This is a genomic window from Amycolatopsis sp. NPDC043885 (assembly GCF_056435685.1).
This window is the reverse complement of sequence record NZ_JBWKEA010000007.1, coordinates 240855-256085: the sequence shown is the minus strand read 5'-3', so window position 1 is coordinate 256085 and position 15231 is coordinate 240855. Positions and strand designations below refer to the sequence as shown.

Below are 15231 nucleotides of genomic sequence, written 5' to 3'. Positions count from 1 at the left end.
TTACGCGCGGGCCGGGACCAGCCCGAGCCTGCTGACCACCTCACGCGTGGCCTTGGACCGGTTGAACGTGTAGAAGTGCAGGTCGGGGACGCCTTCGGCGATGAGCCGCTCGCCCAGTTCGGTCACCGCGTCGATCCCTTCGGCGCGGAAGGCCTTGGGGTCGCCGGCCAGCGGTTCGAGCCGGTCCAGCAGCCGCCGCGGCGCCGGCGCGCCGGACAGCTTGATGGACGTGTGCAGTGTCCGCGGCGTGGTCAGCGGCATGATGCCGGGGATGACCAGCGCCTCGCAGCCCGTGGCCGCCACCCGGTCGCGCAGGCGGAGGAAGTCCTCCGGCTCGAAGAACAGCTGCGCGATCGCGAAATCCGCGCCGGCGCGGAGCTTGCGCACGAGGTACTCGGTGTCGGCTTCGAGGTTCGCCGACCTGGGGTGGCCGTACGGAAAGGCCGATACGCCGACGCAGAAGTCGCCGAGCGAACGCACCAGCTCGACGAGTTCCTCGGCGTAGTTGAGCCCCTCCGGATGCGGGACCCAGTCGCCGTAGACGTCGCCCGGCGGGTCGCCCCGCAGCGCGAGGATGTTCCGCACGCCGACGGCGGCGTACCAGCCGATGACGTTGCGCAGTTCCGCGACCGAGTGGTTCACGGCGGTGAGGTGCGCCATCGGCACCAGCGTGGTTTCGGTGGCGACGCGGGCGATGCTGCGGATCGTGCCGTCCCGGCTGGAGCCGCCGGCGCCGTAGGTGATCGACATGTACGCCGGGTCCAGCGGCTCGAGTTCCCGGATCGATTTCCACAGCACGGCCTCGTCTGCCGCGTCGCGGGGCGGGAAGAACTCGATGGAGAACACGGGTCCATCACCCTGCAACCGCTCGACCACCGAAGTCATTCCGCCATTTTAGGGGGGAATGTCCGCTGGCTGGGAGCCCCTCTCAGGCTATGGGCGTGCGACTTCAGCCACGTACGAGCGGTTGCCGAGTGGAGCCGGGCTGGGGAGACTCGGTGACGAGCACAGGGAGCCGCCATGAGCGCCGAAACCGACACAAGCTGGGATGAGGACGTCCGCGTCGCGGTCTACCGCGCGTTCGCCGAGCACGGGAGGCCGCCGACGGCCCCCGAACTGGCCGACGCCGCCCACGGATCACTCGCGGTGGCGAAACAGGCACTGCACCGGCTCGCGGAGCGACGGCATCTCGTGCTCGACGAATGCGAACACGTCGTGCTGGCGCATCCGTTCGCGGCGATTCCGCTGGGATTCTCCGTGATGGGCGCGCACACGCTGTGGTGGGGCGGCTGCGCGTGGGACGCGTTCGCGATCCCCCATCTGGTCAAGGCCGAACCCGAGGTGCTGGTGTCCACGCGCTGCCGCGGCTGCGGCGAGCCGCACGCCCTGCTGGTGAACGACCGCACTCCGCCGAAGGGCGGGCTGGTCGCGCACTTCCTGGTGCCGGTGGCGCGGATGTGGGACGACGTCGTGCACACCTGCGACAACCAGCGCCTGTTCTGCGGTGAGTCCTGTGTGGACGGATGGCTGGCGGAAACGGGGCAGGACAAGGGATACGTCATGGATCTGGCGACGCTGTGGCGGCTCGCGGCGGGGTGGTACGAGGGTAGGCTGGAGCACGGGTACACCCGCCGGGATCCGGCCGCCGCGGCCGCGTACTTCGCCCAGGCCGGGTTGAGCGGCCCGTTCTGGAGCTAGACCAGGAAGCGCAGAACGGCGGTGACGACGACCCCGCAGAGGATCGCGGCGAGCACCGGCACGCGCAGCGCGTAGGTCACCGCGATCGCGGCAAGGCCGGCGCAGAGGGTCCAGTCGAGCCCGGACCAGGCCGGACCGGCCACGTCCGTGAGCACGAGACCGGCCAGCAACGCGGGCGCGAGCAGCGCGATCACGCTCGCGAGCCGCGGCGGCAGCGTCCGGTCGCCGAGCAGGACCGGGCCCGCCGCCTTGAACCCGATGCTGACCAGCGCGACGAGGACGATGGCGAGCCAGAGCGTCATCGCCGCGCCCCCAGTCCGAGCAGCGCGGCGGCGGAGGCTCCGATCAGCGCGAGCCCGACCGGGACGAACAGCACCTGGACCCCGGCCAGGCAGGCGGCGAGCGCCGCGGTGAGGACAGCCTGCCGTGAACGGCGCAGTTCGTCGACGAGCAGGACCAGGAAGAAGCCGGGGAACACGACGTCGAGCCCGAACCGCGAGACGACGTCCGGTGGTGGCGCGGCCAGAACGCCCAGCACCGTCCCCAGCACCCATGCGGGCAGTTGGACGACCGTGCAACCGATGAGCTTTTCGCGATCGAAGCGCCCTTCGCCAAGGTGGGCGGCCACCCACGAACCGTCGACGACGGCCTGGCCCTCCCACGCGCGACGCAGGCGTCCACCGCGCAGATCCGAGGCGACGGCGGCGCCCATCGGCAGGAACCGGGCGTTGATCAGGGCCGCCGCGCCGACCGCGACGGCGAGGTTCCCGCCGCCCGCGAGCGCGGTGGCCATCGCGAACTGGGCCGAGCCGGAGAACACGAGGATCGACGCGACGATCGGGGCCGCGATCCCCCAGCCCAGCGTTTGGCTGTACGCGCCGAAGGTGACACCGAGAACGAAGGTCGCGACACCCAGCCCGAGCCCGATGCGGGCGCCGGCCAGATAGTTCCGCCGGAGCGTCGTCATGACCTCGACACTAACAAGCTAAACTGCTTTTGACCATTAGGAGAACCATGGACGGCCACTGGAACGGATACGACAGCATCGGCGGAAGCGTGCCGTTGGACCTGGTCAACACCGTTTCCTGGCGGCGCGATCCGGCCCGGCGGGAAGACCGGCTTTCGACCCCGGAACGGCTGTCCGAGTGGGTGGTCCTGGTCGGCGCCGGCACCGAACGGCTGGAGATCTCCGAAGCCGTCTTGGAGGCGGTGAAGGCCTTCCGCGAGACGCTCTACCGCGTCCTCGTCTCGGCTCCGCCGGACCCCACGGCACTGCGAAAGCCCCTGCTCGCGGCGTATCGGCACGCCGAGCTCGCACCGTCCCTGCCGTTGCGGTGGACGGTGCCGCTGACGGGCGACGCCGCCTTGCCGCACTTCCTCGCGCTGGAGGCCGAGGAACTGCTTCGATCCACGAAGATGGAACGGATCCGCGAATGCGAGGGGCCGGGCTGCGGCTGGGTCTTCACCGACCACACGCGCAACCGGTCACGGCGCTGGTGCAGTTCGTCGGACTGCGGCAACCGGGCGCGGGCGAAGCGGCACTACGACAAGACCCGCGTTTAGTCCTCTGAATGCGGTCCTTGCGCGTGCAACTACCGCATTCAGAGGACTAAACGCGGCGAGTTCCGCCACATTCGAAGGCACCCGACTGGGTCACGGGGACGTGCTTCCCGGAGGATGTGCTCATGGACACGTCCGCCTACGACGCCGATCTGCCCGCCCACGTCGAGCGGGCGCTGGCCGGGTTCCTCGAGCGCGCCGGTGCCGAGATCCGCCGCACCGAACCGGTCGTCGGCGTCGGGATCGACGCGCTGGCCGGGTTCGTCCTGGGCGGCGGAAAACGCCTGCGCCCGACCTTCGCCTGGTGGGGCTGGCGCGGCGCGGGCGGCGATCCGGCGGGACCGGACGTCGAAGGCGTGCTGCAGGCCGTGGCGAGCCTGGAGCTGATCCAGGCGTGCGCGCTGATCCACGACGACCTCATCGATTCCTCCGACTCGCGCCGCGGTTCACCGACCGTGCACATCGCGGGCGCGAAGCTCCACGCCGACAGCGGCTGGCTGGGTTCGCCGAGCACGTTCGGGCTCGCGACCGCCGTTCTGGTCGGCGACCTCGCGCTGGCCTGGGCCGACGACATGTTCGCCGAGGCCCCGCTGCCGCCCGCGGCCCTCGCGGCGGCGCGGCCGGCGTGGCGCGCTATGCGCACCGAGGTCCTCGCCGGCCAGTACCTCGACGTCCGCACCCAGGCCACCGGCGACGCCTCCCCTGAGGCGGCGCTGCACATCTGCAAGCTCAAGACGGCCGCGTACACCGTCCAGCGCCCGCTGCACCTCGGTGCCGCGCTCGGTGGCGCCGACGACGCCCTGATCGCGACGCTGCGCGAGTTCGGCGACGAGGTCGGCGTGGCGTTCCAGCTGCGGGACGACCTGCTCGGGGTGTTCGGCGACCCGTCGGTCACCGGCAAGCCCGCGGGCGACGACCTGCGTGAGGGCAAGCGGACACTGCTGGTCGCGCTGGGTCTCCAGGGCGCGGCCGAGCAGGGCAAGGACGCGGCGGCGAAGGTCATCTCCGACGCCATCGGCGACGCTCACCTGTCCGAAGACGCCGTCGAGACCGTGCGCGAGGCGCTGCAGGACGTCGGCGCCGTCGACGCGGTGGAACGCCGCATCGACGAGCTCACCGACTCCGCGATGGCGACGCTGGACCGCGCTCACCTGGCCGAGCCCGCTCCCGCCGCGCTGACCGGGCTGGTCGTCAAGGCGACCCAGCGGACGTACTGATGCGCACTGTCACCGGTCCGAGTGACCACGTGGTGGTGATCGGTGGCGGGCTCGCCGGGCTGTCGGCGACGCTGCACCTGCTCGGCGCCGGCCGCCGGGTGACCCTGCTGGAGCAGGACAAGAGCCCTGGAGGCCGGGCCGGTCAGGCGGATTTCGGCGGCAACACCGTCGACACCGGCGCCAGCGTGCTGACCATGCCGGAGCTGCTCGACGAGGCCTTTTCCGCGGTCGGCGAATCCCTGGCGGACAACCTCACGCTGACCCGGCTCGACCCGGCCTACCGCGCGAGGTTCGCCGACGGCAGCACGATCGCCGTGCACACCGAGGCGGCGGCGATGGAGGCCGAGATCCGCGCGGCCGCGGGCCCGGCCGAAGCCGACGGCTACCGCAGGCTCCGGCGCTGGCTGACCGAGCTGTACGCGGTCCAGAAGGACCACTTCATCGGCGCGAACTTCGATTCCCCGCTCGATCTCGTCCGCCCGGAACTGGCGAAATTGGCCGCACTGGGCGGTTTCGGCCGTCTCGGCCCGAAGATCGGCCGGTTCCTGCGCGACGACCGGGTGCGCCGCCTGTTCTCCTTCCAGGCGCTCTACGCGGGCCTCGATCCGGCGCGCGCGATCGGCGCGTACGGCGTCATCTCCTATATGGACACCGTCGGCGGGGTCTACTACCCGTCGGGCGGGATGGGCGAGATCGCGCGGGCGATGACGAGCGCCGCCGAGCGCGCCGGGGCGGAACTGCGGTTCGGCACCGAAGCCGCTTGGCTGGAAAGGGTTTCCTCGCGGGTACGCGCGGTGCGGACCCGCTCGGGCGAGCGGATCCCTTGCGACACCGTGGTTCTCGCCACCGAACTCGGCACCGCCTACCGGTTGCTCGGTGCCCGCCCCCGGCGGCCGCTGCCGCTGCGGTACTCGCCGTCGGCCGTCGTCCTGCACGGGCACGCGCCGGACTCCTGGCCGGATCTGGGCCACCACAACATCTTCTTCGGTCACGCCTGGGAAGAGACGTTTTCGGAGATCATCCGCGAAGGCAAGCTGATGAGCGACCCGTCGCTGCTGGTGACCCGGCCGACCGCGACCGAACCGGGCCTCTCCCCCGGCGGCGGCCAGGTGATCTCGGTGCTGGCCCCGGCGCCGAACCTGCGCCGCGGCAAGATCGACTGGCGTCGGGTCGGTCCCGCCTATCGCGCGGAACTGGTGCGCACACTGGAAAAGCGCGGCCTCACCGGGTTCGCGGACGACTTCTCCGTCGACGAGGCGATCACCCCGGAGGGCTGGGCGGAGCGCGGGCTCACCGCGGGCACACCGTTCTCACTCGCGCACACCTTCGCCCAGACCGGCCCGTTCCGGCCGGGGAACCTCGTGCGAGCGGCGGAAAATGTCGTACTGGCGGGCTGCGGGACCACACCGGGCGTCGGAATCCCTCCGGTGGTGATCTCCGGCAGGCTCGCGGCGGGAAGGGTCACCGGCCGATGAACGAACTCGACGCCGCGGGGATCACCGAGCCGTCGTTGCGGGCCGCGTACACCGAATGCCGCCGCATCAACGCGCATTACGGCCGCACGTTCTTCCTCGCGACCCGGCTGCTGCCGGCGCGGACGCGTCCGTTCGCGCACGCGTTGTACGGCTTCGCGCGGATGGCGGACGAAGTGGTCGACAACCCCGCGCCCGGCACGGATCCCGCGGTCGCCCTGGACGAGGTCGCCGTCATGGTCGCGCGGGTCTTCGACGGCGGCACGCCCGCCGATCCGGTGCTGACCGCGCTCGCCGACACCGTGCGGCGCCACGACCTGGACCGCGAGCTGTTCGACGCCTTCATGCGGTCCATGGCGATGGATCTCAAGATCACCGAATACGCGACCTACGCCGATCTCCGGGAGTACATCCATGGTTCGGCCGAGGTGATCGGCCTGCAGATGCTGCCCGTCTTCGGCACCGTCGTCCCGGTCGCCGAAGCCGTGCCGGGCGCCGCCGCGCTGGGTGAAGCGTTCCAGCTGACCAACTTCCTGCGCGATGTCGGCGAAGACCTCGACCGGGGAAGGCTGTACCTGCCGACCGAGGAGCTGGCCGCGTTCGGCGTCGACCGCGAGCTGCTCGAATGGTCCCGTGCCCGCGGGCTGCCCGACCGGCGGGTGCGGCGCGCGCTCGCCGTCGCGGTGGCGCGCAACCGGGCGGTGTACCGCCGCGCCGAAGCGGGCGTCCCGTTGCTGCGCGCGGAATCCCGCGACTGCGTGCGGACCGCGCTCGTGCTCTACGAAGGCATCCTCGACGAAATCGCGGCACTGGGTTACGACGTGCTGAACACCCGCGCGGTCGTCCCGCGCCGTCGCCGGCTGGGAGTCGCGCTGCCGAGGATGCTGGCGAGCGCGTGGAGCAACTCCAGGCTTAGGCTGCGAACATGACCACTGCTGCGAACAGGAAGATCCGGATCGGTGTCCAGCTGCAACCGCAGCACGCCGAATACAAGGCCATCCGCCGGGCGGCTTCGGAGGCCGAAGACCTCGGCGTGGACATCGTCTTCAACTGGGACCATTTCTACCCGCTCTACGGTGAGCCCGAGGGCCTGCACTACGAGTGCTGGACCATGCTGGGCGCCTGGGCGGAGTCCACATCGCGGGTCGAGATCGGCGCACTGGTGACGTGCAACAGCTACCGCAACCCCGAGCTGCTCGCCGACATGGCCCGCACCGTCGACAACATCTCCGACGGACGGCTGATCCTCGGCATCGGCTCCGGCTGGTTCGAGAAGGACTACGACGAGTACGGCTACGAGTTCGGCACCGCGGGCGGGCGGCTCGACAACCTCGCCGAGGCGCTCCCGCGGATCGAAAGCAGGCTGGGCAAGCTGAACCCGCAGCCGGTCCGGGACATCCCGGTGCTGATCGGTGGCGGCGGCGAGAAGAAGACCCTGCGCCTGGTCGCGAAGCACGCCGACATTTGGCACGGCTTCGGCGACCCGGAGGTCGTGGAGCGCAAGGTCAAGATCCTCGACCAGCACTGCGCCGACGTCGGCCGGGACCCGAAGGAGATCGAGCGTTCGGTCGCCGTCGAGGGTGAGCCCGAGGAGCTGGGCCCGAAGCTGCTGGAGCTGGGTGTCTCGCTGTTCACCGTGGCGACCGGCGGGCCGGACTACAACCTCGACAAGCTGCGGTCCTGGATCGCTTGGCGGGACAAGCAGCAGTCCTGACCTCTCACACGCGCTAGGAAAGGTCCTTTCCTTGCAAATTTTGCAAGGAAAGGACCTTTCATGGCGTTCAGGACCGATCGCGACGGTGAGCCGCGACCCTCTCCCGGGTGGCGCACCGCGTCGAGCAGTACCGCCGCGGGCTCCCCCCGCCCAAGTGCACGAACGGCTTCCCGCAACCCGCGGCCGCACACAACCCACCCGGCGGCGCCTGACGGTCCGCCAGCAACACCGCCAGCGCCAGCGCGGACGACGTCACCAGCCACGCGCCCCACGGCCCGTCGTCGTCGGCGTCCACGTGGAGGTGCCAGCCGAACCCGTCGGCGTGATCGGTCAGCCGCGGCGGATGCGCGTAACGAGCCAGCAGCCGGTTGAGCACTCCGGCCGCCTCCGCGACATCCCGCGCCGCGAAGACGTCGCGCAGTTCCGCGGCCGCCTCACGCAACGAAGCCACGTCCAACGGCTTCAACTCGACAGAGGTCTCGCCGTGCGCCTCGAGTACGGCGCGAACCGACGCGACCGACGGTTCCGGCGCCAGCAGCACCGTCAGCAGATCCACCGCCCGTTGCGCCGCCGCCCGAGCCGAACGGCCCGGCAAAAAATCCCGCTGCGCTGAAATCATATCCCACTGTAACGTCTTGTCCATGAGAGGCCGTTACAGACTCGCCGCCTACTTGACCGGCGCGACGATCGCCAGGACCGGCGACGAGCTGTCCGGGCCGGCGTTGCTGCTGCTCGGCATCGGTGTCGACGGTTCGGCCGCCACCGGGTCCGCGCTGCTCGCGGGACTGACGATCTCCGCGGCGGCGGGCGGGCCGCTGCTCGGCGCTCTGCTCGACCGCAGTCCCAGACCAGGCCGATTGCTGGCGTGGGCGCTTCTCGCCTACGCGGGCGGACTCGGCGCGGTGCTCGCGCTGGTCGAAATCCCCGCGGCGATCCCGGTGGCCGTCGCGGCCGGGCTGCTCAACCCGGCCTTGGCGGGCGGGTGGACGGCGCAGCTGCCGAACGTCCGCGGCGAGACACCGCTGACGAGGGCCAGCACCCTGGACGCGATGACGTTCACCGCCGCGAGCCTCGCCGGTCCGGGACTCGCCGGCCTCGTGGCCGCGTACGCCGGAGCGCCGGCGGCGGTGGCTGTCGCGATCACGCTGGTCGCCGCGGCCTTCCCGGCCGCGTGGTCGCTCCCCGCGGCCGAGGTGAAACCCGCGACACCGATCCGCCGTCAACTCGCCGACGGGTTCGCGGTCCTCTTCCGCAACCGCACCCTGCTGCGCGCCACCGCGACGTCCACGATGTCCTTCGTCGGCATCGGGGTCGCCATCGTCTGCTATCCGCTGCTCGGCGCCCAACGGCTGGGGAATCCGGGCTTCGGCGCGCTGCTGCTCACCGTGCTGGCCGCCGCGTCACTGGTCGCGAACGCGGTGCTGGCCCGCAGGCCGCCGCCGCCGGATCGCACCGTGCTCGCCAGCACCGTCCTGCTGGGCGCGAGCTTCCTGCTCGCGGCATCGGGGCACGACATGGTGACTCTGCTGGCCGCCGCCGTGCTCGCCGGATTCGCCGAAGGACCGCAGCTTTCGGCGCTTTTCGCCATCCGGCACCGCGAAGCGCCCGCGCGAGTGCGGGCTCAGGTATTCACGACGGCCGCGAGCGTGAAAATCACCGGACTCGCGGCGGGTGCCGCGCTCGCGGGACCGCTGAGCGCACTCTCCGTAACCGCCGCGCTGAGCGCCGCGGCGGGTTGCCAGCTTCTGGCGGCCGCGACGTTCATGCTGGTCAGAGCTAGAACGCCATCGCCTGCGCGCGTCGCTTGACCTCGGTGCCGTGGCTGGTGCGGAGCGCGTTGACCGGTGTGGTCCCCGGCAGGGTCTCGTCCGCGGCGAAGAGCCAGCGCAGCATCTCCGTCCGGCTGAAACCGGCGTCCGCGAGCACGGTGATGGTGCCCGCCAGGCCCTTGACCACGCCGTCCTTGACCAGGAACGCGACCGGGACGTACAGCTCGCCCTTCCGCCGGACGGCGATCAGGTGGCCGTCGCGCAGCATCTGGCGGACCTTGTTGGCCGAGACGTTCAGCGCGGTCGCGACCTCCGGAACCGGGAGAACGGCCACATCTGCATCGAGAACGTCGTCGGCGACGGGAATACCACTCACAGGTGACACTGTGCCACATTCCGTCTCCCGCTCCGTTAGTACGCATGGGTGACGACCCGGACCATGACGGAGAGTGCCCACCCGGTCACGTATACCGCCGATTCGACGAAATGGCGGGAATCGTGATCCCCGGCGAGCCAGGTCCCGTACACCAGAACATGGGTACTTCCGTACGATCCATAGCCGTGACACGCACGGACCCCACGCTGGTGGGCACTCTGCTCGAGGGCCGCTACCGGGTGGACAAGCTGCTCGCACGCGGTGGGATGTCGTCGGTGTACCGCGGCGTCGACACCCGCCTGGACCGCCAGGTCGCCATCAAGATCATGGACCCACGGTTCGCCGACGACAGGTCGTTCGTCGAGCGTTTCGAGCGGGAGGCCAGGTCAGCGGCCCGGCTGCATCATCCACACGTGGTGGCGGTGCACGACCAGGGTTTCGACACCCCCGGCGGCGAGGAGTCCGGCCGCGCGTTCTTGGTCATGGAACTCGTCGACGGCGGGACCCTGCGTGAACTGCTCGCCGAACGCGGTCCACTGGACGTCGCGCTCGCGCTGAGCATCATCGAACCGGTGCTCTCCGCGCTGGCCGCGGCGCACGCCGCGGGGCTGGTGCACCGCGACGTCAAACCGGAGAACGTGCTCATCGGCCGCGGCGGCACGGCGCTTTCGGGCGGCGTGGTCAAGGTGGGCGACTTCGGTCTGGTCCGCGCGATCGCGAGCGCGGGCACCACGAGTTCGAGCGTCATCCTCGGCACCGTCGCCTACGTATCCCCCGAGCAGGTCGCGACCGGCGCGACCACCTCGCGCGGCGACGTCTACTCGGCCGGGATCCTGCTGTACGAAATGCTCACCGGACGTCCGCCGTACACCGGCGACACCGCCCTCTCGGTGGCGTACCGGCACGTCAACGACGACGTCCCGCGCCCGAGCGAGCTGCGGCCGGGCATCCCGCCGCTGCTCGACGAACTGATCCTGCGCGCCACGCGCCGCGACCCCGAGCAGCGTCCGGCCGACGCCGCGGCGTTCCTCGCCGAGCTGAACCACCTGCGTACCGTCCTCGGCGTCCCGGCCGTCCCGGTGCCCGTGCCGCTGCCCGCCGACGCCGACCGGGAGACCGACGCCGAACGCACGACTCCCGGCATCCCCGCCGTCCCGGCGGCGAACCCGGCCCTGGCGACGACGGTGCTGACCCCGGTCGCCGAGGCGACCATGCCGGTCACCGGCCCGCGCGGAACGCAGGCACTGCACCGTGAGCCGCAGATCCCCGCCGCCCAGCCACCCCGCACGCCTCCCCCACGGCCCCAACCGGCCGCCGACGACGAGCAGCCGGGGTCGCGCAAGCGCCTCTACGTCATGATCGCCGCCGCGGTGCTGGTTCTCGGCGGCCTGATCGGCGCGTTCGCCTTCATCCTCAACGACACCGGGCCGAGCTCGTCGTCGGTGCCGAAACTGGCGGGGATGAACCAGGCCGCCGCCGGGGACGCGCTCCGCTCGGCGAAGCTGACCCCCGCCTACACCGAGGAGTACAGCGACACCGCCGCCCAGCACACGGTGATCCGGTCCGACCCGGGCGAGGGCACGTCGCTCGCGCCGGGTTCCACGGTCAACGTCGTGCTTTCGAAGGGCCGGCCGATCGTGCCGGACATCCAGGCCGGGACGAGCCCGCAGGACGCGGAGACGGCGATCAAGGCCGCACAGCTGACCCCGGTCCAGGGCGAGCAGGAGTACAGCGACGTCGCCAAGAACAAGGTGATCCGCGTCGACCCGAGCCCCGGTTCGCAGCTGAACATCGGTGGGCAGGTCACGATCATCCTGTCGAAGGGCCCCGAGCCGCTGCCGCCGGTCCCGGACGTCACCGGGCAGAGCAAGGACGCCGCGTTCCAGATCCTGCAGCAGGCGGGCTTCCAGCCGTTCCAGGCCGGCGAGGAGTTCTCCGACCAGTTCGCCGCCGGTCAGGTGATCCGCACCGACCCGAAGGGCGGCGGCAAGGCGAGCAACCGCCGTATCGGAGTGTTCGTTTCGAACGCCGTCGAAGTACCGAACGTGACCTTCAAACGGATGGAGGAGGCGATTCAGATCCTGAAACAGGCGGGTCTGGAGCCCGACCGCCAGGGTCGCGGAAACGGGAACGGTCACGGCGGCGGAAACGGTGGTTTCGACTTCGTCCTGGAACAGGATCCGCAGCCGGGCACCAAGGTGCCGAAGGGCACGAAAGTGAAGATCAAGGGCTTCGGGTGACGCGAAAGGTACCTTGAAACCGTTCAGTACCGGCATGGTCATCGGCTACCGTGAGCGCATGGTGGTCGTTGACGGCGTGAACGGCAGGTCGGACAGCTTCACCCCGCGTCCTGCCGCGCCGCGATGAGCTTCTTCACGGACGGTCCGCGCAGCCGCCCCCTGTTCCCGGTGCCGGAACAGGAACTGTTCGGCTACAACGGCCGCCCCTGGGTGGAGCCGCCGCACGAGTACATCGTCCCGGCGATCCTGCCCTGGTCGATGCCGCTGGGCCGCGCCGAGCGGACCATCGTGGCGCTGCGCGGGATCGAGGTGTGGCCGGAGTCTGCGTCCTTCCAGCTGTCGGTGTACTCGCGTGATCTGCTGCTGGACGAACCCGGCGAAGGCCTGATCGACCACCGCCGGGTCCCGGACTACAACGCGCTGCTGGTCGGAGTGCTCTTCCCCGACGGCAGACGCGCCAGTTCGGAGACCATCTCCGTGCCGTCGGCCACCAAACCGGACCAGCCGGTGCTGCGCGCGCAGGGGCTGGGCGGTTCGGCGTTCCACGTCGAACACGAGATCTTCCTGTGGCCGCTGCCGCCCGACGGGCCGCTGGAGCTCATCGTCCAATGGCTCGACCGCGACATCGAGGAGACGCACACCTCGCTCGACGGCACCGCGATCCGCGACGCCGCCAAGGAGGCGGGCGAGATCTGGCCAGGCCTGCCCGCACGGGAGGCACACGGACTGCCGGTCCGCCGGGTCGGGGCACAGGCGATGATCACCCCGGCCTGGCCCCGCGATTCACAGGCCCCGCCGCCCTTGCCGCAGCCGCAGCGGCCGTCCTCGCCGCCCGCTCCGGCGGCGGATCAGCCGCGGCGTGGTGCGCCACTGCCGACCCGCCTCCCCCGCCGGGCTCGCTGAGGACCGGTAAGGCTGTTGCGATCACCCGCCCGGACCGTCATCGGTACAGCGGGTCTTGAGTGGCGATTCGGGTTATCGAGGGTAGTCAAATGCGGCGTGACCGACCCTCTGCGGTGAAGGACCCCTTCGCTGACTCCGAGGCAGTGGAGGGAGCCGGCCGTGCCCCTGAGTGTCCACAAAGGACACCTTCTTCCAGCTGAATGTCCGAGTTGTGACTATATGCGTGGTTTCCGATGGGGGCCGTGAGTGGCAAGCAGGGTTCTAACCCTCTTTATCACTTACGCCCCCTTGCAAGCCGTGCAAATTACCCAAATCGGGCACCATTATCTCGAAAGTGTCCCTTATGGACATTCGGGAAGGGGGATGGGCAAATGTGGCGTGTCCGCGAGGGCCTCCTTGCTTACCCTGACAGCAGTGAAGGAGGCCCTCGCCACCCCGGTTCGACGCCCCCGATGTGGCACTGGAGGCGCTGAGCGTCCCCAATGCCACATCGGGAACACCGCAGCCCCAACGTCGTACCCTGATGCCCCGAACGGCCCCTTTGCCCTTACCCCTCCAGAGAACCCGAATCGCCACTCACGACCATTCAGCGGAACGCTTCGACGTTCGCCACCGCCCACTCCGCATAGGTGACGCCGGGCCGTCCGGTGAGTTCCTGGACTACCCCCGTCGGCTTGTCGGGGTTCTCCGTGAAGTACGCGAAGCCGTCGAGGAGCCATTCGGCGATCTCCGCCGGGATCCCGGCGGCGGCCCACTGCTTGTTCGCCTCTTCCCGGGTCAGCTCCTGGAAGACCACCTCTTCGCCGAGCGCGGCCGAGATGGCGGCGACCTGTTCACGCTGACTGACCGCCGTCGGCCCGCTCAGCGTGTGCTTCTTGCCGACGTGCCCTTCGGTCAGGATGACGTGCGCCGCGACCGCGGCGATGTCCGCGAGGTCGATCGGCGTCATCCGTGACTCGGGGTAGGCCTCGCGGACCACGCGCTCGGCCTTGATCGTCTCGGCCCAGCCGAGGGTGTTGTTCATGAACGCGCCCGGCCGCAGGAACGTCCAGTCGAAGCCCGCCTCCCGGACGGCCTTCTCGATGATCGCGTAGTCAACGCCGCTCGAGTTCTCCGCCGGATCGTCGGCGTTGCTGCCCGACAGCGCCACCACCCGGCGCACTCCGGCCTCCTTCGCCAGCTTCACGAAGTCGTCCACCTTGGCCGCGAGCGGCGCCAGGTACACGGTCTCGATGCCTTTCAGGGCTTCCGGCAAGGTCTCCGGCTTGCCCAGGTACCCCTTGGCGACCTCCACCTGCTCGGGCAACGCCGCCTTCACCGGATTGACGGTCAGCGCCCGCACCGGCGCCCCGGCCTCCACCAGCTCGTCGACGAGCAGCCTGCCGACGCTTCCGGTCGCACCGGTCACCAGGATCGTCACGATTCCCCACTCCTTTTCGTACGCCCTACGGGATAACTTTAACCGTACCGCATACGAGAATGTAGAATCCAGCTTCACGGCCGAGTGGAGTGTGGATGGATTTCGAGCGCAGCCTCGAACTGTTGTGGCGTGACCGCGGCGAAACCCGGCAGCCGACCAGGGGGCGAAAGCCGAAACTGACCCTCGACCAGGTGATCGCCACCGCCGTCGCGCTCGCCGACAGCGCGGGCGAGGCGACCGTGTCGATGAGCCAGATCGCCAAGGAACTCGGCGCCGGCACGATGACGCTCTACACCTACGTCCCCGGCAAGACGGAACTGCTCGATCTCATGGTGGACTCGGTGCTCGCCGAGCGGGACCTCCCCGGCCCCGGCGACCCGCGGCCGGACGGCTGGCGCGAGCAGGTGCGGCTCTACGCCGAGCGCACCCTGGCCGTGTTCCGCGCGCATCCGTGGCTGCGCTCGACGTCGATGGTGCGGCCGGTGCTCGGCCCCGGGCTGATGGCGGGCCAGGAGTACCTGATCGCGGCGGTGTCGGACATCGGGCTGGAGCCGCGCAAGACGGCCGCGGCCGCGAACAGCATCGAGATCTACGTGCAGGCCAACGCGACGCTGTTCGCCGAGACCGCGCAGGTCGAACAGGAGACCGGGCAGTCGACCGACGCCTGGTGGGGGCAGCGGTCGGTCTTCTGGGAGAAGTACTTCGACGTGGAGCGCCATCCGGCGATGACGCGGATCTGGGAAAGCGGCGGTTACGACGCGGACACCTGCGAGGCCGCCGACGAGACCTTCGCGTTCGGCCTGGAACGCCTGCTGGACGGCATCGAAGCCCTCGTCACCCGCTGACCCCTGACGCGTTTCGT

General features: G+C 70.3%; 16 protein-coding genes. 10 read left to right on the top strand and 6 right to left on the bottom strand.

What is annotated here, in order from left to right; genetic code table 11:
- Entirely contained in the window at positions 1-885 is an 885-nt protein-coding gene (locus tag AC069I_RS22575; RefSeq protein WP_410647071.1) for a methylenetetrahydrofolate reductase, read from the bottom strand.
- 135 nt (positions 886-1020) lie between these two features.
- Between AC069I_RS22575 and merB the strand changes: the two genes are divergently transcribed.
- On the top strand, positions 1021-1698 hold the full coding sequence (gene merB, locus AC069I_RS22570; protein WP_478266335.1) for an organomercurial lyase: 678 nt from the start codon (positions 1021-1023) through the stop codon (positions 1696-1698).
- Here merB and AC069I_RS22565 read toward each other — a convergent pair.
- A complete protein-coding gene (locus tag AC069I_RS22565) occupies positions 1695-2000 on the bottom strand; it encodes an AzlD domain-containing protein (RefSeq protein WP_478228751.1) in 306 nt (101 codons plus the stop codon). The genes merB and AC069I_RS22565 overlap by 4 nt on opposite strands.
- A complete protein-coding gene (locus tag AC069I_RS22560) occupies positions 1997-2665 on the bottom strand; it encodes an AzlC family ABC transporter permease (RefSeq protein WP_478266334.1) in 669 nt (222 codons plus the stop codon). The genes AC069I_RS22565 and AC069I_RS22560 overlap by 4 nt, the downstream gene beginning before the upstream one ends.
- A gap of 47 nt (positions 2666-2712) precedes the next feature.
- On the opposite strand from AC069I_RS22560, the gene AC069I_RS22555 reads away from it, so the two are divergent.
- The 5 genes from AC069I_RS22555 to AC069I_RS22535 all read left to right on the top strand — a co-directional run bounded on the left by AC069I_RS22555 (position 2713) and on the right by AC069I_RS22535 (position 7661).
- Entirely contained in the window at positions 2713-3261 is a 549-nt protein-coding gene (locus tag AC069I_RS22555; RefSeq protein WP_478266333.1) for a CGNR zinc finger domain-containing protein, read from the top strand.
- Positions 3262-3383: 122 nt separating this feature from the next.
- The gene (locus AC069I_RS22550) at positions 3384-4475 is read left to right on the top strand and encodes a polyprenyl synthetase family protein (RefSeq protein WP_478228754.1); all 1092 of its coding nucleotides are present in this window, start codon (positions 3384-3386) and stop codon (positions 4473-4475) included.
- Positions 4475-5950 carry a phytoene desaturase family protein gene (gene crtI / locus AC069I_RS22545; RefSeq protein WP_478266332.1) on the top strand — a complete coding sequence of 492 codons (1476 nt, stop codon included), beginning with the start codon at positions 4475-4477 and terminating at the stop codon, positions 5948-5950. Before AC069I_RS22550 ends, crtI begins: the two co-directional genes overlap by 1 nt.
- Complete coding sequence (locus AC069I_RS22540) at positions 5947-6876, top strand: phytoene/squalene synthase family protein (protein WP_478228756.1); 930 nt, start codon at positions 5947-5949, stop codon at positions 6874-6876. The genes crtI and AC069I_RS22540 overlap by 4 nt, the downstream gene beginning before the upstream one ends.
- Positions 6873-7661: an LLM class F420-dependent oxidoreductase gene (locus AC069I_RS22535; RefSeq protein ID WP_478228757.1), complete on the top strand. Its 789-nt coding sequence runs from the start codon at positions 6873-6875 to the stop codon at positions 7659-7661. The genes AC069I_RS22540 and AC069I_RS22535 overlap by 4 nt, the downstream gene beginning before the upstream one ends.
- A 67-nt stretch (positions 7662-7728) precedes the next feature.
- Here AC069I_RS22535 and AC069I_RS22530 read toward each other — a convergent pair whose 3' ends face one another.
- On the bottom strand, positions 7729-8280 hold the full coding sequence (locus tag AC069I_RS22530; protein ID WP_478228758.1) for a CGNR zinc finger domain-containing protein: 552 nt from the start codon (positions 8278-8280) through the stop codon (positions 7729-7731).
- Between the two features lie 22 nt (positions 8281-8302).
- Between AC069I_RS22530 and AC069I_RS22525 the strand changes: the two genes are divergently transcribed.
- Complete coding sequence (locus AC069I_RS22525) at positions 8303-9469, top strand: MFS transporter (protein WP_478266331.1); 1167 nt, start codon at positions 8303-8305, stop codon at positions 9467-9469.
- On the opposite strand, the gene AC069I_RS22520 is transcribed toward AC069I_RS22525, so the two are convergent.
- Positions 9438-9806, bottom strand: a complete 369-nt coding sequence (locus AC069I_RS22520; protein WP_126734959.1) for an Rv2175c family DNA-binding protein — start codon at positions 9804-9806, stop codon at positions 9438-9440. The two genes, AC069I_RS22525 and AC069I_RS22520, sit on opposite strands and share 32 nt — an antisense overlap.
- A 185-nt stretch (positions 9807-9991) precedes the next feature.
- On the opposite strand from AC069I_RS22520, the gene AC069I_RS22515 reads away from it, so the two are divergent.
- Both AC069I_RS22515 and AC069I_RS22510 read left to right on the top strand, forming a co-directional pair.
- Positions 9992-12046 (top strand): PASTA domain-containing protein, encoded by a 2055-nt coding sequence (locus tag AC069I_RS22515; RefSeq protein WP_478228760.1) that lies wholly within the window; start codon positions 9992-9994, stop codon positions 12044-12046.
- A 123-nt stretch (positions 12047-12169) separates the two neighbouring features.
- Entirely contained in the window at positions 12170-12949 is a 780-nt protein-coding gene (locus AC069I_RS22510) for a hypothetical protein (RefSeq protein WP_478266330.1), read from the top strand.
- Between the two features lie 586 nt (positions 12950-13535).
- On the opposite strand, the gene AC069I_RS22505 is transcribed toward AC069I_RS22510, so the two are convergent.
- A complete protein-coding gene (locus AC069I_RS22505) occupies positions 13536-14369 on the bottom strand; it encodes an NAD(P)H-binding protein (RefSeq protein ID WP_478228762.1) in 834 nt (277 codons plus the stop codon).
- 95 nt (positions 14370-14464) lie between these two features.
- Here AC069I_RS22505 and AC069I_RS22500 point away from each other — a divergent pair, with 95 nt between their 5' ends.
- Complete coding sequence (locus AC069I_RS22500; RefSeq protein WP_478228763.1) at positions 14465-15214, top strand: TetR/AcrR family transcriptional regulator; 750 nt, start codon at positions 14465-14467, stop codon at positions 15212-15214.
- Positions 15215-15231 lie beyond the last annotated feature (17 nt).